Source organism: Rothia sp. HMSC065B04 (assembly GCF_001812285.1).
In the GTDB taxonomy this organism is placed as follows: Bacteria; Actinomycetota; Actinomycetes; order Actinomycetales; family Micrococcaceae; genus Rothia; species Rothia mucilaginosa.
Genome location: NZ_KV808408.1, coordinates 320,624 through 341,086, shown reverse-complemented (window position 1 = coordinate 341,086; position 20,463 = coordinate 320,624). Strand labels below are relative to the sequence as shown.

Genomic DNA, 20,463 nt, shown 5'->3' with positions numbered 1-20,463 from the left:
GCTGCGGCTCATAGGGATTCTGGCTCATAGAATTCTTCTTTCACAAAAGTTTGAGTGGGATACGTCGAACAGGGCGCGCCGCTTAGTGGCGGCCCACCGTGTTCTGAGTACCCAAGGAGGCGAGCACACCACGCAGAGCCACACCCACCGGCTCAGTCTCTGCGGCAGGGTTGTGCTGCACGTAAGCGTCAATAGCGGCGGAAGCGTCCTTCTCGCTCCAGCCCAGAGAGGTGAGAGCGTCAAGCACCTGCGGCTTCCAGACAATGCCCTGGCTCAGCGGCAACTCATCGGTCTGGCCATCGCTGAGAATCAGCTTGCCGGCAAGCTCCAGCACAATACGGCGGGCACCCTTCGGGCCAATACCGGGAACCTTCGTGAACGCCTTATCGTCACCGGTCGCCACGGCGCGCTCCACCTCAGCGGCAGTGTGAACACTCAACACCGCCAGAGCAATACGCGGACCAATACCGGAAACCGAAAGCATCATATCGAACACTTCACGCTCGGCAGGCTCCGAAAAACCGTACAGAGTCATCGACTCTTCACGCACAATCATGGTGGTCAGCACGGTAGCTTCCTCACCGGTGCGCAGCTTGGAGAGAGTACGCGCGGTAGCGTACACGAGCATGCCAAAACCGTTCACGTTAATCACCGCATGATCAAGGCCCACCTGAGCCACACGACCGGTCAGGGATGCAATCATTTCTCTCCACCTTTCAACACCGCGCCCAGGAATGAGGCTCGCGGCAGTGTGAGGGCACCGGGCACTCCGGCACCCACAGAACGCACTCCCCCAGTTCGACGGGGAGACACTACAAGTATATTAGAATATTTCTTCTGAAATCAAGCATATATTCGAACTTCTTAGCGAATACACGCGAGCCAGCAGGAGGCGGCACACAAGCCCACGAAGGCCCCCTCTAGTGGCGGCACCTCTAGCGGCGAGCGCGCGCCTCCGCCTCCATCCAGGCACGCTGCGCCGGAGTCAACGACCCACCACGGCGAGCCTGCGCCGGGCGTGAACCCTGGTGAGTCTGCGTCTGGGCGGACATATTAATGCCCGAACCGATACCGCCGCCACGCCAGCCGTGACAGATTGCAATCGCCAGAGCATCGGCAGCATCGGCGGGCTTCGGCATGGATTCCAGCCCCAAAATACGGGTCACCATACGACCCACGGACGCCTTATCGGCGCGGCCACTACCGGTCACCGCCGCCTTCACCTCCGAGGGGGTATGGAAGAACACCGGCACGCCGCGCATCGCCGCAGCAGAAATCACCGCACCCGAAGCATGCGCCGTACCAATCACCGTGTTCACCTGCTCCTGCGCGAAGATACGCTCAATCGCCAGGGCATCCGGCTTATAGGTGTCGAGCCAGTGGGAGGCGGCGTTGAAAATCCAGAGAATACGCTGGTCCAGGGACTCCGCCGGGATCGTGCCGGCAACACCCACGTTCACGAAGTGCGCCTTACGGTCGGCGGTCATATCGAGCATGGAGAAGCCGCAGCGGGTCAGACCCGGGTCAACACCCATGATGCGGGTTGCACCCGGCACACGCTCCACAGCGGCGGCAGTACGGTTCTCACGCATGCTATCGCGTGCGGCAGGTTGAGCAGCGGCCATCATCTCCCCTTTCGACAAACTCCCTCTAGAATCTCTAGATTCTAGCCCTTCAGAATCCTAGCACCCGGCACCGGGGCATGCCACGAGCGCGGGCATCACGAGAACGGCCATCACAAGCGCGGTCACCGCGTGAACAGTCACCGCGCGCCCCGCGAAAAGTACCCAGCGCATCCCCAAAATGCGGTATCGCAGGCAATACAGCCCAGACACTAAGAAGCCACTCCCCCAACCAGCCACCGCGCGGCGGCTCGGTTAAAGGAGCGGCTTCTTCAAGCATCAGATATCAGAACCCGAGTGATTACTCAGCTATGATTACTCAGCTTCCAGCTCTGCCATAACCTCGTCAGAGACGTTAGCGTTCGAGTAGACGTTCTGAACGTCGTCGAGCTCTTCAATAGCATCTGCCAGCTTCATGAACTTCTTAGCACCCTCAGCGTCCAGGTCAACCTGCATGGTCGGGCGGAAGACCGGGTCGTCGTTGTTGTACTCCAGGCCAGCCTCGTCCAGTGCCTTACGGATCTCGGGCAGGTCGGTCGCTGCGGAAACAACGGTGAAGATATCGCCCTCGTCCAGAACCTCTTCAGCGCCTGCATCCAGAACAGCCATCAGAACGTCGTCCTCGGTCAGACCGTCAGTCTTGGTGACCTCAGCAACGCCCTTACGCTCGAACAGGAACGCAACCGAACCCTGGTCAGCCATGGTGCCGCCGTTACGGGTCACGGCCAGGCGAACCTCAGACGCTGCACGGTTACGGTTATCGGTCAGACACTCAATGTACAGAGCGGTACCCTGCGGGCCGCGTGCTTCGTACATGATTTCGGTGTAGTCAATGGTCTCACCGGTCAGGCCAGCGCCACGCTTGATTGCGCGGTCAATGTTGTCGTTAGGAACGGAGTTCTTCTTCGCCTTCGACACAGCCAGGTCAAGAGCGGGGTTACCAGCAATATCAGCGCCGCCCATACGTGCTGCAACTTCAATTGCCTTAATGAACTTCGCGAAAGCCTTCGCGCGCTTAGCGTCGATAGCAGCCTTCTTGTGCTTAGTAGTCGCCCATTTAGAGTGACCGGACATTCGTATCTCCCTTAGTCAAAACCTCCGTGCGGGCACGGCGAAACGTCCCACGCACCGTACTGTACTCACATAACTATACCGTAGCGGAGGCGCACACCACCTCAGAAAGTGCACGCCACCGCCAGGAATAGGCTAGCGGGGGCGGGACGCAGCCGAAGCGCGCGCCTTCTCCACCAGCGAGTCGTCAATCGTGTTCGGCGTGAACTCGCCAAAGCGACGAATTGCGGCCTGCTCAATCAGGTAGTCCGCAATCTTCGGGTTCTTCGGCAGCAGCGAACCGTGCAGGTAGGTGCCAATTACGTTGTGCACGCGCGCACCCTCATGCGAGTCGGTCACGTTGTTGCCCTCACCCTTAGTGACGGTAGCCAGCGGGGTGCAGCCGGAACCCAGGTAAGTCAGGCCCGAGTGGTTTTCAAAACCAATCACGGTGCCGAACTCCTCAGACTCCTCAACAATGTTGCCGATCAGTCGGTCATCGCCGCCGACCGTGTGCGCATCAAAAATGCCGATACCCTTCAGCACCTCACCCTCACGGGTGCGGAATTCCTTGCCGAACAGCTGGTACAGGCCACAAATGACGAGCATCGGCACGCCAGCCTCAGCCAGCGAGCGCAGCGTGTCACCGTTCGCGTGCAGGTCATCCTGAATCACGGACTGACCCGAGTCCTGGCCGCCGCCACCCAGAATGATGTCAACATCTTCCGGGAAAGGCTGACCGGGGTTGTGGTCCAGAATCTGCACGTCAAAGCCGTGCGCCTGCGCGCGACGAGCCAACGCCAGAGTGTTACCCCAGTCGCCGTAAATGTTCATGTCGAGCGGGTACAGCTGCAGAATACGCAGAGTCTTACCGTTATTGGGGCCGGAGGCGGGGGTGCCCTCAAAAGTGTGAGTTGCCGTCATTAGGAGACCCTCTCAACGTCAGTGATCTTTGCGAGCTCTTCACGCAGAGCCAGCATTGCGGTGTAGGTGCAGAAAATACGCATGGGCGCGTTACCGCTGGAGGCGATGAAGCCCTTGAGCGCATCGGCGAGGTTCTCGTTAACATCGTCAACCTTCACGCCGTCATGCTCCAGACGCAGCGCCATATCCCAGGCACGCACACCCGAAACCATCTGCACGCCGGTCTTCTTCAAGCTGTCGAAGTCAACATCCCACAGCCAGGACACGTCACGACCGTCAGCGTACTGGTCGTTGATCGTAATCATGGTGGCGTAGTCGTCAGCGTTCGCGCTCGCCAGGGACAGGCGGAAACCGCTCGGGTTCTTCACCAGCAGCAGCTGCAGCGGGCGGCCGTTCACGTTCAGGGTCTCACCGCGACCGAAGGCGGGGGTAATCTTCGCCAGCTCGGCGATGAGCTTATCTTCGTTGAGCTTCTCGCCCATGACGGCGCGGGTCAGCGCCATAGCGCCTGCCGCGTTGAAGATGTTGTAAATACCGTAGAGGTTGATCTCGCCGACTCGCTCCACACCCGCCAGGTCGAACGTAGCGGAGGTGCCGGAGAACGCGGTCAGGGTGACGTCAGCTTCGGGCAGGGTTGCCTTCGCGACAGTGCCGCCGCGCATCTCATCATCCGAAGGGAAGTAGGAGCGCAGGGACTCATCCAGACCGTAGTACTTGACGGTCACGCCAGGCTGCACGTTCTCAGCGAGGGAGCGGATGCGCGGGTCCTCACGGTTGAGCACCACGGTACCGGTCGTTGCGGAGGCGACGGTCGCCAGCATGCGGCGGGTCGTGTCAATCTCACCGAAACGGTCCAGCTGGTCACGCAGAACGTTCAGCAGCAGAGCGTAATCGGGCTTGACGGCCTTGACGAAGTGCACGGCGTGCGCCTCATCCAGCTCAAGCACAGCAATATCAGCGTCAAGCTTGCCGCCGAGGGTCATCTCGCCCAGCAGTGCCGCGGCGACACCGCGCACAAAGTTCGAACCGGTGCGGTTAGTGAAAACCTTCAGACCCTGAGCTTCAAGCAGCTGCACAGCCATCTTCGTGGTGGTGGTCTTACCGTTCGTGCCGGAGACAACAACCACGCCGTAGGGCAGCTTCGCGAGCTCTTCAGCGACGAAGTCGGGGTGCAATTTTTCCATGACAAGGCCGGGGAAGGCGGAGCCGCCGCCGCGAAGCTTAGTCGCGGCGCGTACGCCCTGGCCGAGAAGACGAATGAGGGGTTTGGACATGCTTACCATTTTAGTACACGCACGCTAACGGCTGAATGTGGGGAGCGGTATCGTTCGCTCATGCCGGACGGGGCGGGGTTACTGGGGTTTTGGCGCAGGGGGTGCGGGGGGTTTGGCGCAGGGGTTTGGTGCGGGGCTCCGGCTAGAGCGGAGCGCCGGGGGTATTAGAACAGCGAACCCGCCTAGTACAGTGAACCCATCTAGAACAGAGAACCCTGCACCCTCACCCGCGTGAACTCCTGCGCCGGCTCCACCAACACGTTCCGCCACGCGGCAGTATTCACCAGGAACGCCGCGTCAGCATCGCCGGTGTGGGCACTCAGAAACTGACCCGCCGCGCCCGTGCAGAAGAAACCAGCCGCCCCGTCCTCGGTACCGGAATCGCCCAAACCAGGATCACAGGGCGCCAGCGGTTCGGGCGATTGCGCGCGCAGAGCCGCATACGGACGGTTCATGGCGAGCGACGGAATCCACGGCTCATCCAGGGCGGTGAGCGGCACCTCCGGGTCGGTGCGCGCCAGTTCGGCGAGCGCTTCGCGGGCGCGGGCAACCGCCTCCTGGTGGGCAACACGAAGCTGCGCGCCGGGTAGCGGGTTCGTCCAGGCGCGGTACTTGCTCGCCACCTGCTTGACCTGCGGAATCTTCGCGAGAGCGGTCACGGCGTCCTCGGCGCGGCGAATAGCAAGCCCGTCGGGTGCGAGCGCAATGTAGGTGGCGGTGGCGACCGCCTGCTCGTCCAGGCGGCGCGGGGTCGAATGCAGGGAGCTCGTGCCGACCTTGTGCGTGCCGTCCGGGAAGGTCGCGATATAGAGGCGATGCTCCAGCATGGCGTAGGCGCGCATGGATTCGGTGAGCGTTCCGGGGTACAGGTGCGCGCTGTGCAGGGCGGTAAATTCGTCGCGGGCTGTGCAGCGCGGGCACTGCTGGCCACGCTGGATGCGGGCACCTTCGGGACAGGGTACGCGGCGGATTCCCGCGGATTCGGGGGCGGCGTCATTGCTCGTACCGGTGGTGTAGCCGGCGCAGTAGCGGTAGAGTTCCCCCTCGCTATCGCGCGGAATGCGCAGCCCCAGGTAGGCGCCGGGGGTCAACGGAATCTGGATGCGAACCCCGCTCGGAACGCCACGCTGCGCAGGGTTGCTTTCCTGGTTAGGGGCGCTCTCCCCCGCCGCTTGAGACGCCCGGTTATGAGTTCCTTCCGCGACCCCGCCGGGCACGACCGGTTCCACTTCAATGAGCGGGCGGCGGTTGGACCAGCGGATCTGCCTCCAGATGAGCAGCTGCGGCGCGCCTGCAGAATCACCGGCGGCATCATGACCGGCGCAGGCATTATTACCAGCGACGGGCACAGCACTAAACTCGTCGAAAGCAGTCTCAAGCAGGTTGGGGTAGTCCATAGCATTCCACTCTAACGGGTCTGGTACATCTAGTGCTGGCAAATCTAGCGGGTCTGGCGGGTTCGTGGCACGACCGGCGGGCTCACCCTAGACGTTCCGCACATTCCCCGCGCGCTCGCCCCCACACGCATCTGCCACGCGCATCGGCAGAACACAAAAAGAGGCCAGCGTCCTTCACGCTGATCCGCACCCCTCGCAGTGTTGCCGTGCGTTCACGCACGACGGGGTGGGTTCTCAGCTGAGGCGCTGACCTCTGTGGTTGAGGCAGGGCGCTTACCCTGCCAAGCCCGAAAGCGATCGGTGACCGCTATTTTTCGGTGAGCTATGCGGTGTTCATGGAAGCCGGAAGCTTCCCCGCAGCGTCGCTGCATTTAAAACTTTGCCATATCCAATGGACATAACATCATTCAAATACGCATCGACTGCCCAATCTGCGCATTTATGACGCAGAATTTCTGTGCACTAGCTGGCAAATTGAAGCAATTAGTGCAAAATTTCAAAATCACCAAGCCGCTCAGCCGGACTATCTGACGGATGAGCCACGCCATCTAGCTGAGGCGGGCAAACCCCCCCGCAATCGCAGAGCGCATATCATCCAGCGTGCGAGACATGGTCTTCGTCTGAGCAATAATCGGCAGGAAGTTCGTATCTCCACTCCAGCGCGGCAAAATGTGCTGATGCAGGTGATCAGCAATGCCCGCGCCGCCCACCTTGCCCTGATTAATGCCAATGTTGAAGCCGTCATTATGCGACACCTCGCGCAGAACCTTCATGGCGAGCTGCGTCAGCTGCGCAATCTCCATGGTTTCTGCCTCGGTCGCATCGTCATAGAACGGGATGTGGCGGTACGGGCAGACCAGCAGGTGACCGGGGTTATACGGGTAGAGGTTGAGAATCACGAAGGCATGCTCGCCGCGGTGCACAATCAGCGACTCTTCGTCACTGCGGCTGGGCGCGGTGCAGAAGGGGCAGGTCTTCTCGGTGTAGTCCTTCTGGCCACCGCTCACGTAGGCGGTGCGGTGAGGGGTCCACAGGCGCTGGAACTGGTCCGGTGCGCTGGGTAGCTCGAAGGAATCCTGCACCGAGGCTGCGGTGCCATGCTCGGGGGTCGTGTTCTCGCTCATAGTCCCATTCTATAGCCCGCACGCGGCAACGGGAACGCCCCGTCCGTCATGCGTGCCAGATATGAGATAACTCCCCCGGCAGCGCGCTTAGCTGTGCTGCTTTTCCAGGTGAATGATGCGGGTGGCACCCTCAAAGGTCATGGGGAAGCTCAGCACGCCGTCCTCCATGACGAATTCCTTGGTTTCCTTATCGGAGGCGTACGGTGCGTGGCTCAGCTTCGCGTGGTCCACGTGCGAAATGTAGCTGAAGTTGCCGGTCTTCGCCTCGAAAGTGCCAGCCCAGAAGGGGGTTGCCAGCTCTTCGTGGTTCAGGTGGTAGGTGACCTCGATAATGCCGTCGTGAATGACTGCGTCCATGTAGTTCTCAAGGTTGGTAGAGTCCTGCTGAACCCAGGTGCCGTCCATGATTTTCTGCGAGCGCGCAACGGCTGCCGAGGAAGGCATGGGCGCCGCGGTGTATGCGGCAGGCTCCTGGTTGCTCGTGTTGTCCGGCGCGGGGGTCTCAGTAGGCTGGGTCGCAGCCGGGTGAATCGACGGGTCATGCGAGGCATTAACCGCCGCCTTAATTCCGGTGCTGTCATCGCCGGGGGCGGAAACGGCACTAGGCTCGACGGTTTCAAAAGCTGCGGGGTCAACAACCGCACTTGCGGAGGCGTTATTCGGTGCGGGTGCACACGCGGTGAGAGAGAGCGCGCCGAGTAGAGCGAGCGCGCCCAGAGTGGACTTAGGTACCACGAACGTGTCCTAACAGAGTATGTGTTTGAGTGAGTTTGTGAGTTGAGTGGTGCCTCCCCGTGAGTGAGGTGGGGATACGACGACACCCCGTAGCGCATTGAGGCTACAGGGCGTTCGATAACCGGCACGGTAGATAGTTTATAGGCTCTGGCTAGGAGTTTCACCAGTGGCGGCCATTTTTAAAAGATAGTTTGGTCACATTAGATCTTAAGTTGAGGGGTTTTTCGCGCACACGAGCCCCAATTTGCACTCTCCACGGGCTAATTTTGCCTCGACAAGGCGAAATATCCCGCACGGTGGCGTGGGCGGCAATTTTCTTGCCTTCGTCTTGCCTTCGCGTGGGCTCGGCACCCAAACCCACCGCTTCAATAAGTATGCGGTGTGGGTTTGAGCGCCAAGCCTCAACTGAACTGTTATATCTGCGCTGCTATCTGCGCTACCGCAACCGAGCCGCTACAGCCCGGTTACTGTCCGCAGGGTATTTGCGAGCGGACTACTGCTTGCGGGAACGTAGCGAGAACTTCTCACGAATAATCGTGAACGTCTGGCGGGTCTCCTCCAGCAGGGCGACCGGCTCCTGCTCGCGCACCGCAACCTCATGAGATGCCGAGGAGTCGGCAGGTTCACCAGCCCGCGCGGCGCCGGGCGCGGTGTTCGGGGTAGCCTCCGCAGAAGCTGCCGCAGCAGCACCCGGAGCGCCAGGAGTACCAGGGGCAGTAAAGCCCGCGGCGGCGCTGAAACCGGCGCGGCGTGCCGCCTCCGCATCCGAAGGAACCGGGTGCACACCGTCTTCATCCACGACCTCACGCAACGTGTAGTCGCGGGCTTCACGGCGCGCATACTCACGAGCCAGCAGGGCACGCAACTCAGAAATCTCCTGGCGAAGATCGTCCACGTCAGCCTTGGTTGCGGGGTACTCCTGCTCCTCCCTGCCACCAAACTTTTCGATAATCCAGCTCGCGAGCGCACCGGTAGCAACCGCGACCAAGCCCCCGCCGTACAGCATGACGATCACGGCGATGACCCTGCCGATACCGGTGACCGGGTAAACGTCTCCGTAGCCGACCGTGGCGAGGGTCGTGAACATCCACCAGTAGGCGGTGGGCAGGTCACGAATCATCGCGCCCGGCTCGGAGGACTCCACCGAATAGATCGACAGGGCAAACATGATGATGAAGATCGCGGTGTATCCGAAGAGCTTCACCGCCAGCTCTGAGAGCCTCTTATATTGGCGGTTGGCGGTCATATAAATCATGGAGAGGAAGCTGACAATACGCCACGCGGGCAGCAGCACAATCGCCAGGTTCATCAGGTTATGCGTGATGAAGTAGAGTCGCCGCGGCGCCAAGTACAGGCGAATGCAGTAGTCGGCGGCGAATAGGCCCCACAGGATCATCTGAATGATGTTGAGGTACGCGTCGTACGGCTCCTGAATGCGTGTGCTCATGATGGGCGCGGCGAACGCGAGCAGGTACAGTACGGACGCCACGAACATGGGCGTGGAGGAGCGTTCCTCCCACGCCGCCAGGTTCTTCTCGCCGCGGTACTTGCTGAGCGTGCGGAACAGGCGGGTGCGCGGGGCGCGACGCGGCGGGTCCGTGACGGTGCGGGTGACCGTGCGAATGGTCGTGGTGTGCGTTTCGGGTTCGCCCGCATCGATTATCTCGGCGGCATCATCGGGGTTACCCTGGGTGCCCGCTTTCTGGTCGCCCTTGCCGTGCGGGTGATGCGTGGTGCGGGTGATGCGACGCTCCTCGCGGTGCGTACCGTCCGGCGCGTCGGTGGTGGCGTATTCTTCGACGACCTCTTCGTAGTCGTCGGGGTCCAGGTCGGTGGAGTAGACGGAGTGGGTGCTGTCCAGGCGGGCGCTATCAATCTGCACGGCATCAACCTGTACTGCCTCCATGCCGGGGGCGGTAGCCTCTGCGGGGCTACTTGCTGCAGCACTAGTTTTGGCGGCACTGGATTCTGCCGGTGCCGACTGGGTATAACCAGCCTTCGTGGTATTCTCAGCGGCGGCTTCAGATGCGGTAGTTTCAGATGCAACAGTTTCAGGGCGCGCAGACGCACCCACCGGGCTGTTCCCCGGAATATTGCCCGAGGTATTCCCCGAGGTATTGGGTGCTGTGCCGTTCTTTACCGTGTTGTCTGTCTGGTTCTGTTCTGCCTTATCCATAGTGTGAATGATACTCCACGCCGTTGCGTTTGCGTTTCTATTTCGTTGCACTGTGACCTTGTGCTGTGACCTTTGGGCGGCGGTCTTTACACCGCGGTTTTGTGCACGATACTGTGTCGAAATCGGGCGGCGGTTCGGTTGCGGTGGAGAACCGTTCGGGTGCGAAGATGACGGTGTATTGTGCGGGTGTGGATCGTAAGGAGCGTAGTGTGCCTGCGGGTGGCCGCGTGTTTGTGGAGGATTTGGGGGTGCGTGCTTCGGCGGGTTCTCCCCTATTTTGTGGTGTGGTGACTTCTGATAGTACTGCTAGCTGGAATGTTACGGCCCTCGGCGGGCGTGCCTAAGAGCAGCTGCGGCGCTAATAAAGCCTGCACAAGGGAAAACAGGCACCTCTGGTAACGATTATCTTTTGTATTAGAGGTATATTAAGAACGGACTACCCGCCGTTATTAACCAGCCGTTATCAATCAATGGAGATACACCGATGACCGCTCAGTCGCCTGATACCACTGAGGTTGAACTTCCCAAGTTCTACGAATTCATTCCCAGCATTCTTGCGTACCTATCTGACGGCAACTCCCGCACCAATAAAGAGATTTATAGCGCTGTAGCAGAGCGCTACCCGCTTTCTGACGAGCAGCTACTACCCTACCTGCCGAACGGCAAGCGTCCCGTCTATGTGGACCGCATTAGTTGGGGCTTGACCTATCTCAAGATGTTCGGTGCGGTTGATTCCCCTCGCCGCGGTCAGCAGGTTATTTCTGACGAAGGCTTGAAGCTGATTGAGGCTCATCCTGGGGGCATCCCCGATGATGTCGTCGCGCATATCGTTCGTTCCGCCCGCAGCACGCGTGAGCGTTCCCAGTCTGATAGTTCCGAGCAGGACCCGCAGGAAACCCCGAAGACCGCTACCAAGACTGTTGCCGTCACGACTGCACCCTCTGAGGTGTCTGATAGCACCCCGCAGGAACTCATTGATGAAAGCATCACTCAGATTGAGTCCGCGCTGACGCACGATATTTTGGAACGCGTCCGCGCAATGTCTCCGACTGCTTTTGAGCATCTGGTGGTGGATGTTCTGTTGGCGATGGGCTACGGCGGCCCGGCAGGACGCGGCACCGTTACTCCGGCTTCCAATGACGGCGGCGTGGACGGAATCATTGACCAGGATGCGTTGGGTATTTCAAAGATTTATGTCCAGGCTAAGCGTTACGCCAAGGACAATGTGGTGGGACGCCCTGCCCTTCAGAGCTTTGTGGGCGCACTGCATGGCAAGGCAACGCAGGGAGTGTTCATCACGTCGAGCTCCTATACGTCTGACGCACGCGGCTATGCGGAGGAACTTGGTGGCGGAGTTTCCCTCGTTCTGATTGATGGTGAGCACCTGGCGCGCCTCATGATTAAGTACGGTATTGGCGTACAGGTGGCACGCACGTACACCATCATGAAGCTTGATGAGGACTTCTTCGACGAAGCCTAAACGTTACACAAGCGTGGGGTGGAAAGCATGTAGCTTTCTGCCCCACGCTTTCTTTTGGGTTAGCCGCCTTTTGGGTTAGCCGCTGGAATGTTACAACCCTCGGCAGCCGCGCCTAAGAGCAACCGCGGCGTTCAGAGTGTGGTGGGTGCGCCTCCGCAGGCCCGGGCGTATTCCCCCGGAAAGCCAGCAAATACGCGGCAAACCACCGCATCAGCACGGTGTATAACCCACCCCCTTTATGGTGACAAGTAGTCGCCAAGCTTAGCCATAGCTAAGCGGAAAAGACGGTGTTCAAGAGCACATACTGAAAGGTAAGACAGTCTCACTAAGGAGATTCATCATGACCACCGTTGTGTCAAACACTTCCAAAGCACTCAAGTCCCCCTACGAGGACACCCTCAAGCGTCTACTCTCCGATGCGCGCGCAGAAGCCGTCGAATCCAGCGTCTCTGAACTGGAGCGCCTGGCAATCTCCCACGACGCATCCCACTACCTGCTCGTGCCCGCCGGCCTCATCCGCCCCGACTCCGCCGAAGACGTCGCCAACATCTTCCGCGCAGCCGGCGACCTCGGCCTGCCGCTGACCTTCCGCTCCGGCGGCACCTCCCTCTCCGGTCAGTCCAGCGGCGACGGCCTCATGATCGACACCCGCCGCCACTTCAAGAAAATTGAAGTCCTTGAAGACGGCAAGAAGGTTCGCGTGCAGCCCGGCGCGACCATCATGATGGTCAACAACTACCTGGCACCCTACGGCTACAAGCTCGGCCCCGACCCGGCATCCTGGTCCGCATGCACCGTCGGTGGTGTGGTTGCGAACAACTCCTCCGGTATGTCGTCGGGCACCAAGTACAACACGTACAACACCCTGGACTCCATGGTGTTCGTACTACCCAGCGGCACCATCATTGACACCGCCGAACCGGACGCTGACCAGAAGCTGCGCTCCCTCGAACCTGAACTTCACGAGGGCCTGCTACGCCTGCGTAAGCGCGTCACCGAGAACCCCGAATCCATGGCGAAGATTCGCCAGCAGTACTCCATGAAGAACACCATGGGTTACGGCCTGAACTCCCTGGTCGACTTTGAAACCCCCGTGGACATTCTGCAGCACCTGCTGATTGGTTCGGAAGGTACCCTCGGCTTCGTTGCTTCGGCAACCTACCGCACCCGCCCGATTCTGAAGAACATTTCCACCGGCCTGCTCGTGTTCAACAACCTGATTGATGCGGCGCGCTCCGTGCCCGAGCTGGTTGCTAACAAGCTGGCGACCGTGGAGCTGATGGACGCCACCAGTATTCGTGTGGGCCAGCGTACCGGCCAGGCTGCGGAGGCGCTCGCCGCCATTGACGTGAAGGACCACGCCGCTCTGCTGGTTGAGTTCCAGGGCAACTCTGAGCAGGAGCTGAACGACCTGGCTGCCGCTGCGGCACCCATGTTTAAGAACCTGCCCGTGGCTTCGCCGGTGTCGATGACCAGCAAGCTGTCTGAACGTAACGCACTGTGGGCTGCCCGCCGTGGCCTGTACACCACCGTTGCGGGTAACCGCCGTTCCGGCACTAACGCACTGCTTGAAGACGTGGTCGTGCCCGTCGAGGTTCTGGGTAACACCTGTAGCGACCTGACCAAGCTGTTCGACTCGCACGGCTACCAGGACTCCGTGATTTTCGGCCACGCGAAGGACGGTAACATCCACTTCATGCTGAACGAGCAGTTCCGCGACCCGAAGCAGTTGGACCGCTACCGCGACTTCACTGAAGAAATGGTTCAGCTGATTCTCGGTAACGAAGGCTCGCTGAAGGCTGAGCACGGTACCGGCCGTATCATGGCTCCGTTTGTGAGCCGCCAGTTCGGTGAGGAACTCTTCGACGTGATGCGCCAGATCAAGCGCCTCATTGACCCGAAGGGCTTCATGAACCCGGGCGTTCTGCTGGTTGAGCCGGGCACCGACTACGTGACCGATCTGAAGGTCGCTGAGACCGTTGAGGAAGAAGTCGACCGTTGTGTGGAGTGCGGCTACTGTGAGCCGGTCTGTCCCTCCCGTAACCTGACTTTGACCCCCCGTAAGCGTATTGTGCTGCGCCGTGAGATTGCTGCCGCTGAGGCGAACGGCGACCACGAGCTCGCTGAGCGCCTGCGTAAGGAGTACGAGTACTACGGCATTGAGACCTGTGCTGTGGACGGCATGTGCCAGACCCGTTGCCCCGTGAACATCAACACCGGTGACCTGATTCGCCGCCTGCGTTCTGAGAACCAGGACAAGCTGGCCGCTACCGGCTGGAAGATTGCCGCACAGCAGTGGGGCATCATGGATAAGGTTGCCGGTAAGTCCCTGACTGTGGCTAAGAAGCTGCCGTTCCCGGTGGTGCACGGCACCACCAACATTGCCCGTAAGGTCATGGGCGACGACACGGTTCCTTCCTACAAGAAGGACCTGCCGGTCGGTGGCCCGGCACGTAAGCCGCACAAGGACGCAACCGCTGAGATTGTGTTCTTCCCCGCCTGCGTGAACTCCATGTTCGGCGGTGTGGATGGCGACGGCAAGCACGACCCGGTCAACGCAACCCAGGCGTTCATCCGCCTGTGTGAGCGTGCGGGCGTGAAGTACCGCATCCCGGACAACATTGGTGAGATGTGCTGCTCCACCCCGTGGAAGTCGAAGGGCTTCACTGACGGCTACTCGATCATGAGCGACCGTGTGCTGAAGTCCCTGTGGGAGGCTACTGACGGTGGCCGCCTGCCGGTCGTGTGTGACGCTTCGTCCTGTACTGAGGGCCTTGAGGTGATGCGCGAGAAGGTCATTAAGGCGCTTGAGCACAAGATCGTGAACGGCCTGAAGCCGGGTGAGCCGGACTTCTCGCGCCTGCGCATGTACGATGCGGTTCAGTTCGCCGCCGATAACATGCTGAACAAGCTGACCGTGTCTGCTCCCCTGCCGTCGGTTGCTCTGCACCCGACCTGCTCCATGACGCACCTGGGTACTCAGCCTGCGTTTGAGAAGATTGCGAACGCAATGAGTGACGACGTGTACGTACCGAAGCACTGGGGTTGCTGTGGTTATGCGGGTGACCGCGGTATGCTGCACCCCGAACTGACGGCAAGCGCTACCGAGGCGGAGGCTGCGGAGCTGAGCGAGCAGAAGCAGTTCGCCGCATACATTTCGGCTAACCGTACCTGTGAGCAGGGTATGACCGAGGCGACCGGCCACAGCTACCAGAACGTGCTGCAGCTGCTGGAACGCACCACCCGCTAACAACTTCACCAGGGCATTAGAAAAGGGGGCTCGGTAACCTACACCAGTAGGTTACCGAGCCCCCAAGTCTTGCATAACTTTTATTGGTTTTGCGTAGACAAACTGAAAACTATATTTAAATAACACCATAAAAAATTTTAAATATACTTAATAATTGCCAATTCTAACTCCTGAATAGCATGCAACAATTGTTCAGAAGTATATTTGTTTTTACTCTCTGGATGATGTACAGAATTTCTAACATAGACAGATACTGGAACACTCCGATCATTAAATTTCGGCCTATTATCCTTCCAGGTCAACGCTAAAGGAGCCCCCGCCTGTTTTAGCTTTTCGCATATTTCTGCTTCTCCAGCAAATTCCTTACCTGTACTTCTCTTCTGAAATTCACCATACAACTCATCCATAAACTCAACACTTGGGACACCAAAAACATAATAATTAATTGCGTTCCATGAAATGTACGGAAGTTTACATTTATTCAACTCAGTATATCTATAAGCCCTGCCCCCATTCGGGCTTTCACCAAGAACAATAACATTCGAGTTATCAGGGGCAAAATCCTGCAACATATATGGGGAATGTGTAACTAGTATAACCTGCTGACTCTTTGAAATTTCCCTAACAGCTTTAATTAATTTTATCTGCGCCCGCGGATGCAACCATGTTTCAGGCTCATCCAATCCAAAAATATTTTTACTATACTTATTGATATCTCCGGCAGTTTTTTTGGCATAAACTTGCAGCAGGGCAATCATAAAAGCTCGCTGCAGACCAGTTCCTTTATTCTCAAGACTAGTCTCATCATCACCATTATCTCCATTAGACATAACGACTCGACCAGACTTGAGGAAGGAAGATGCATCAGGCATATCGAAAATGAATTTTGCTCGAACACCTTTTGCATACTGATCGGAAAGTAACTCATTTAAGTTACCTTCTAAATCAGTTAAAGCATTTTGCACACTACCCTCACCATCTCGAACAAATAATTCAGCATGAGCTTTACTAAATTTTTCCCACAACTGATGTTCGGTAATGTCCGATACGCATTCTGCAACGAGCTTTCCCAAAGTTTTAGTTGTTGCCATATTGGCATGCTCACCAGGAGTTTCATCAGCATATATAAAATTAAAATCAAAAAGTTTCTTAGGGGCTGCATCAATCCCGGTGATATTCTCATACTGCTCGTTCTCTTGGTTCCAGAAAAGCACTTTCTTGGAATCGACTTTCACGCTTCTTCCATTTTGCCTAATAGATTCTTCCTGCGACTGGCGTTGAGCTCTAAGAATTTTACTGTCACCTTTTCCATCATCAAAAAGATACGGAATAAGTTTATCTAAAGATTCTTCGCGTAAAATATATTCCAGGTCATCCCCGGCAATATCTATAATAACTCTTGAACAATCAGTGTTATTTGTATAAATTTTAGATTCATCTTTTGACGAGAAGCTCTTTAAGTAATCTAAAGCATGTAGAATAGAAGATTTTCCACTATTGTTTTCACCAACAAGATAGTTCAATCCTGGAGATAAGAAAATTTCCTCTTTTCCGGAAAAACAACGTATATTTTCTAATTCAATACGCTTGATGTACATAATACCTCCTTGTATAGTTACGGAATAATTCAATAAGTTTCAGAAATATTTACCTTATAAGCTCCTCCTTGAACTTGCAGATAGAATACCTGGCGATTAAACACGCACGAAGTGCCCAAATCGTATCCAGACGTCCTTATCCGAATCGTACAATTACCGGCACTTCCGAACAGCAACGAACGTTAGCGCCATCACTTACACTAGCACGAAGACACCCGCCCGGACTAGGAAAAACTCCACCACGACACAACTTTCTGTACCCAACCGCCCCCACCCCACCCTCGCCTCCTCAAAGCAGAAAGGACCCAGCAGGAATACTACTAGTAGTAGTGTCTGCTGAATCCTTTCTTACCTATACAGCTAGTTGTTACCTCCATCGAAGAGGCGAGCGCGAAGCTCTCCGTTAGTCTCGGTCACGATAATGACCGGTTTACCGCCCGCAACCTTGCGGGCACGGTGGAGTACATCAGCCTCATCTTCGCCGGGAGCAACCGGGATAACATGACACTCCCCTCCTGCCTTCTGTGCAGCGAGCGCAACAAGTGCCCTGTGTTCCGGGTTTCGGCGAGCAGACAGGTTGAAACGACCCGCAATACGAGCTCGTTCCTTCATCACCTCAACGCTTGCCATACACTCACCCTTTCAAATGCGTTTCAACAGCGAAGCCTGCTAATTCTTCGTGAACAAACTTTGCTCCCCGAAAAACCCGGAGGGCTATCCAATCGGATGACCCGCCGGGTCCATTTTTGTCTGCTACAGCACTTATTTTCGACTATTAAATAGTCCAATAATCAATACTGCTATTGAGATGCCATAAAGGATTCCAAGCACTAGGTCGCTGACATTTGACACTACATTCAAGATAATTGCCAGGATCAAGAACAGCATCCCAACAGGAACATACTTATTCGACTTCATACGCTCGTGCTCCCTCAATAATCAACAGCGATACATCATTTTCAGGACCATCCAGCTACCCATTTTCTGAATGACTATGGACGTCCGCCTTACTACCACGCTAGCACTCTGAAGCTAAAAAGTTCCCCACAACACAACTTTCTGCACCCAACCACACTCCCCCACCCTCGCCTCCTCAAGGCACACAGAACCACCCCCTCCGAAGCTTGTCGCCGCAAAGGGGGTGGTTTCTATATATGAGCTAGACCAGAAAGCCTAGTACTACTCAGCAGCCTCCGTGCTGGGCTTGGGGTCTTCGTTCACGCGGTTGCGGATATGCTCCACAATACGTGCCACAGCCTCATCCACGGGCACACCGTTCTCCTGCTTGTTGCCGCGGAAACGGAACGAAACAGCGCCGTGCTCCGCATCCTCACCGCCAGCAATCAGGATGAACGGAACCTTCTCAGTAGACGCGGTACGAATCTTCTTCGTGAAGCGATCCGAACCGTAATCCACCTCAACACGCACACCGTGCGCACGCAGCTTGTCCGCAATCTCGGTCATGTAGTCGTTGAACGCCTCAGCCACCGGCACACCAATCACCTGAACCGGTGCCAGCCACGCCGGGAACGCGCCCGCATAGTGCTCAGTCAGCACACCCAAGAAGCGCTCAATCGAACCGAACTTCGCCGAGTGAATCATGACCGGCTCCTGCACGGTGCCATCAGCAGCCTGGTACTCCAGACCGAAACGGCTCGGCTGGTTGAAGTCATATTGAACGGTCGACATCTGCCAGGTACGGCCAATCGCGTCCTTCGCCTGAACCGAAATCTTCGGGCCGTAGAACGCAGCTCCACCGGGATCCGGAACGAGCTCCAGGCCGGTCTCCTTCGCAACCTGCTCCAGAACCGCGGTAGCCTCTTCCCACTGCTCATCAGTACCGATGAACTTATCCTTCTTATCACCCTCAGTGTCGCGGGTGGACAGCTCAAGGTAGAAGTCAGTCATGCCGAAGTCCTCAAGCAGGCTCAGCATGAACTTCAGCAGGTGACGCACCTCGTCCGGTGCCTGCTCCTTCGTCACATACGAGTGCGAGTCGTCCTGAGTAATCATGCGCACACGGGTCAGGCCCTGCAGCACGCCGGACTTCTCGTCACGGTACACGGTGCCGAACTCAAAGAAACGCAGCGGCAGCTCACGGTACGAACGGCCACGAGAACGGTAAATCTCGTTGTGCATCGGGCAGTTCATAGCCTTCAGACGGTAATGACCGTTATCCAGCTCCATGGGCGGGAACATACCGTCCGCATAGTACGGAAGGTGACCGGACGTGTAGAACAGGTCTTCCTTCGAAATGTGCGGGGTGCTGACATACTGGAAGCCTTCCTGAATGTGGCGGGTGCGCACGTAGTCTTCCATCTCGCGCTTAATCACGCCACCCTTGGGGTGGATTACCGGCAGGCCGGGACCAATGGTCTTCGGGAAGGAGAACAGGTCCAGCTCACGGCCCAGGCGGCGGTGGTCGCGGCGCTCCGCCTCAGCAATGCGCTCCTTGTACGCCACCAGCTCTTCCTTAGTCGGCCAAGCAGTACCGTAAATACGCTGCAGCATGGGGTTCTTCTCAGAACCGCGCCAGTACGCGCCACCGGCACGCATCAGGGCGTAACCGTTAGCGATCAGCTTGGTGTTCGGCAGGTGCGGGCCGCGGCAGAGGTCCTTCCAGACGGTCTCGCCGGTCTTCGGGTGCACGTTGTCGTAAATGGTGATTTCACCCTCGCCGACCTCCACGGATGCGCCCTCGGCAGCATCCGCACCAGAACCGGGGCCCTGGGTCAGGGAGAGCAGCTCCAGCTTGTACGGCTCGTTCGCCATCTCGGCGACAGCCTCGTCGTGGGTGACCACGCGGCGGCGGAACAGCTGACCGGACTTGATGATCTTAATCATCGACTTCTCGATCTTCTTCAGATCTTCCGGAGTGAACGGCTCAGCCACATCAAAGTCAAAGTAGAAGCCATCAGTAATGTACGGGCCAATACCCAGCTTGGCGTCCTTGCGGTACTCCTGCACCGCCTGCGCCATCACGTGCGCAGCAGAGTGGCGCAGAACGTTCAGGCCGTCCGGCTCGTGAATGAAAACCGGCTCAACGGAATCGCCAGCAGACAGCTCATGGGAGAGATCAACGAGCACGCCGTTCACGCGTGCCACAACGATCTTCGGGTCGTCAGCGAACAGCTCAGCAGCAGTCTTCGCGGTAACCTCGCGCTCCTCACCAGAAACGCTAATAACAATTGCTGAAGAATCAGCGGCAGACATAAGTCTCCTTAACTCAGGCGCAAGCGTGCCACTCGGGGCGCCGCCGGTGCGCATACTATTCCGCACTGTACTGGTGCACGGACACACACCATCTTACAACGGCTCCCAGCAAACGCTCAGCTTGAGGGCAAACTAGTCCGCATGATGCTCACGCGTATGCTCATACACGTCAACCACAATGTGGCTAATATGGTCGTCCTTCAGACGGTAAATGGTGGTGCGGCCCTGCTGCTCACGGTCAATCACGTGCGCCTCACGCAGAATGCGCAGGTGGTGCGAAGCGAGCGGCTGCGAAATACCCAGGCAGGTGTGCAGTTCGCTCACGCTATGCGGGCGGTGCATCAGGTGGTGCGCAATCGCCAGGCGTAGCGGGTTCGCGAGCGCCGAGAAAATCGCCACGGACGGGCCGAACTGTTCCTCCCAGTCTTTGGGGCCGCTGCCTTCAAGGAGAGGCGCGTTGGTGGGCACCTCGTGGGTATGGTCCGATGCATGCTCGTGGGCATGGTCAGTGTGGGTGGTGTTAGTTTCGGTCTGGTCTGTGTGCTGGCTCTGAGTCATAGTATTTTCACCTTATGTACAGGAAAGGGGGCACGTCAAGGAAGTGACGCCTGTGCGGCGTG

At 57.8% G+C, this 20,463-nt stretch carries 16 protein-coding genes; 3 read left to right on the top strand and 13 right to left on the bottom strand.

The window, feature by feature from the left end; all coding sequences use genetic code 11:
* Window positions 1–82: 82 nt before the first annotated feature.
* From ruvA to HMPREF2845_RS04680, 9 genes are all read right to left on the bottom strand, one after another.
* Window positions 83–703 carry a Holliday junction branch migration protein RuvA gene (ruvA, locus tag HMPREF2845_RS04720; protein ID WP_005505871.1) on the bottom strand — a complete coding sequence of 207 codons (621 nt, stop codon included), beginning with the start codon at window positions 701–703 and terminating at the stop codon, window positions 83–85.
* Window positions 704–935: 232 nt separating this feature from the next.
* A complete protein-coding gene (gene ruvC, locus HMPREF2845_RS04715; RefSeq protein ID WP_070634235.1) occupies window positions 936–1,592 on the bottom strand; it encodes a crossover junction endodeoxyribonuclease RuvC in 657 nt (218 codons plus the stop codon).
* Between the two features lie 345 nt (window positions 1,593–1,937).
* Complete coding sequence (locus HMPREF2845_RS04710) at window positions 1,938–2,696, bottom strand: YebC/PmpR family DNA-binding transcriptional regulator (protein WP_070506196.1); 759 nt, start codon at window positions 2,694–2,696, stop codon at window positions 1,938–1,940.
* 132 nt (window positions 2,697–2,828) lie between these two features.
* On the bottom strand, window positions 2,829–3,596 hold the full coding sequence (locus HMPREF2845_RS04705; protein ID WP_070634015.1) for a type 1 glutamine amidotransferase: 768 nt from the start codon (window positions 3,594–3,596) through the stop codon (window positions 2,829–2,831).
* On the bottom strand, window positions 3,596–4,879 hold the full coding sequence (locus HMPREF2845_RS04700; RefSeq protein WP_070634014.1) for a Mur ligase family protein: 1,284 nt from the start codon (window positions 4,877–4,879) through the stop codon (window positions 3,596–3,598). Before HMPREF2845_RS04700 ends, HMPREF2845_RS04705 begins: the two co-directional genes overlap by 1 nt.
* 191 nt (window positions 4,880–5,070) lie before the next feature.
* A complete protein-coding gene (locus tag HMPREF2845_RS04695; RefSeq protein WP_070634013.1) occupies window positions 5,071–6,267 on the bottom strand; it encodes a hypothetical protein in 1,197 nt (398 codons plus the stop codon).
* Between the two features lie 548 nt (window positions 6,268–6,815).
* Entirely contained in the window at window positions 6,816–7,391 is a 576-nt protein-coding gene (locus HMPREF2845_RS04690; RefSeq protein ID WP_070634012.1) for an HIT family protein, read from the bottom strand.
* 87 nt (window positions 7,392–7,478) lie between these two features.
* The gene (locus HMPREF2845_RS04685; protein WP_012903445.1) at window positions 7,479–8,126 is read right to left on the bottom strand and encodes a hypothetical protein; all 648 of its coding nucleotides are present in this window, start codon (window positions 8,124–8,126) and stop codon (window positions 7,479–7,481) included.
* A 493-nt stretch (window positions 8,127–8,619) separates the two neighbouring features.
* Complete coding sequence (locus tag HMPREF2845_RS04680) at window positions 8,620–10,302, bottom strand: potassium channel family protein (RefSeq protein WP_070634011.1); 1,683 nt, start codon at window positions 10,300–10,302, stop codon at window positions 8,620–8,622.
* A 113-nt stretch (window positions 10,303–10,415) separates the two neighbouring features.
* On the opposite strand from HMPREF2845_RS04680, the gene HMPREF2845_RS09230 reads away from it, so the two are divergent.
* The 3 genes from HMPREF2845_RS09230 to HMPREF2845_RS04670 all read left to right on the top strand — a co-directional run bounded on the left by HMPREF2845_RS09230 (window position 10,416) and on the right by HMPREF2845_RS04670 (window position 15,032).
* A complete protein-coding gene (locus tag HMPREF2845_RS09230) occupies window positions 10,416–10,646 on the top strand; it encodes a hypothetical protein (RefSeq protein ID WP_141744435.1) in 231 nt (76 codons plus the stop codon).
* A gap of 140 nt (window positions 10,647–10,786) precedes the next feature.
* Window positions 10,787–11,782, top strand: a complete 996-nt coding sequence (locus tag HMPREF2845_RS04675) for a restriction endonuclease (protein WP_070634010.1) — start codon at window positions 10,787–10,789, stop codon at window positions 11,780–11,782.
* Window positions 11,783–12,122: 340 nt separating this feature from the next.
* A complete protein-coding gene (locus HMPREF2845_RS04670) occupies window positions 12,123–15,032 on the top strand; it encodes an FAD-binding and (Fe-S)-binding domain-containing protein (RefSeq protein WP_070634009.1) in 2,910 nt (969 codons plus the stop codon).
* Between the two features lie 137 nt (window positions 15,033–15,169).
* On the opposite strand, the gene HMPREF2845_RS09110 is transcribed toward HMPREF2845_RS04670, so the two are convergent.
* The 4 genes from HMPREF2845_RS09110 to HMPREF2845_RS04645 all read right to left on the bottom strand — a co-directional run bounded on the left by HMPREF2845_RS09110 (window position 15,170) and on the right by HMPREF2845_RS04645 (window position 20,401).
* Window positions 15,170–16,630, bottom strand: coding sequence for an ATP-dependent nuclease (locus tag HMPREF2845_RS09110; RefSeq protein ID WP_049353257.1), 1,461 nt, complete (start codon window positions 16,628–16,630; stop codon window positions 15,170–15,172).
* Between the two features lie 360 nt (window positions 16,631–16,990).
* Window positions 16,991–17,260 carry an aminotransferase gene (locus HMPREF2845_RS04655; RefSeq protein ID WP_049342034.1) on the bottom strand — a complete coding sequence of 90 codons (270 nt, stop codon included), beginning with the start codon at window positions 17,258–17,260 and terminating at the stop codon, window positions 16,991–16,993.
* Window positions 17,261–17,809: 549 nt separating this feature from the next.
* Window positions 17,810–19,843, bottom strand: coding sequence for a threonine--tRNA ligase (thrS, locus tag HMPREF2845_RS04650; RefSeq protein ID WP_070634006.1), 2,034 nt, complete (start codon window positions 19,841–19,843; stop codon window positions 17,810–17,812).
* 132 nt (window positions 19,844–19,975) lie between these two features.
* Window positions 19,976–20,401, bottom strand: a complete 426-nt coding sequence (locus HMPREF2845_RS04645) for an ArsR/SmtB family transcription factor (RefSeq protein ID WP_005508792.1) — start codon at window positions 20,399–20,401, stop codon at window positions 19,976–19,978.
* Between the last annotated feature and the right edge of the window lie 62 nt (window positions 20,402–20,463).

Coding starts and splice junctions, on each gene's coding strand:
- HMPREF2845_RS04645 (WP_005508792.1), bottom strand. CDS start 20,401: ATGACTCAGAGCCAGCACACAGACCAGACCGAAACTAACACCACCCAC.
- ruvA (WP_005505871.1), bottom strand. CDS start 703: ATGATTGCATCCCTGACCGGTCGTGTGGCTCAGGTGGGCCTTGATCAT.
- HMPREF2845_RS04705 (WP_070634015.1), bottom strand. CDS start 3,596: ATGACGGCAACTCACACTTTTGAGGGCACCCCCGCCTCCGGCCCCAAT.
- HMPREF2845_RS04675 (WP_070634010.1), top strand. CDS start 10,787: ATGACCGCTCAGTCGCCTGATACCACTGAGGTTGAACTTCCCAAGTTC.
- HMPREF2845_RS04710 (WP_070506196.1), bottom strand. CDS start 2,696: ATGTCCGGTCACTCTAAATGGGCGACTACTAAGCACAAGAAGGCTGCT.
- HMPREF2845_RS04700 (WP_070634014.1), bottom strand. CDS start 4,879: ATGGTAAGCATGTCCAAACCCCTCATTCGTCTTCTCGGCCAGGGCGTA.
- HMPREF2845_RS04655 (WP_049342034.1), bottom strand. CDS start 17,260: ATGGCAAGCGTTGAGGTGATGAAGGAACGAGCTCGTATTGCGGGTCGT.
- HMPREF2845_RS04670 (WP_070634009.1), top strand. CDS start 12,123: ATGACCACCGTTGTGTCAAACACTTCCAAAGCACTCAAGTCCCCCTAC.
- HMPREF2845_RS09110 (WP_049353257.1), bottom strand. CDS start 16,630: ATGTACATCAAGCGTATTGAATTAGAAAATATACGTTGTTTTTCCGGA.
- HMPREF2845_RS04680 (WP_070634011.1), bottom strand. CDS start 10,302: ATGGATAAGGCAGAACAGAACCAGACAGACAACACGGTAAAGAACGGC.
- ruvC (WP_070634235.1), bottom strand. CDS start 1,592: ATGCGTGAGAACCGTACTGCCGCCGCTGTGGAGCGTGTGCCGGGTGCA.
- HMPREF2845_RS04695 (WP_070634013.1), bottom strand. CDS start 6,267: ATGGACTACCCCAACCTGCTTGAGACTGCTTTCGACGAGTTTAGTGCT.
- thrS (WP_070634006.1), bottom strand. CDS start 19,843: ATGTCTGCCGCTGATTCTTCAGCAATTGTTATTAGCGTTTCTGGTGAG.
- HMPREF2845_RS04690 (WP_070634012.1), bottom strand. CDS start 7,391: ATGAGCGAGAACACGACCCCCGAGCATGGCACCGCAGCCTCGGTGCAG.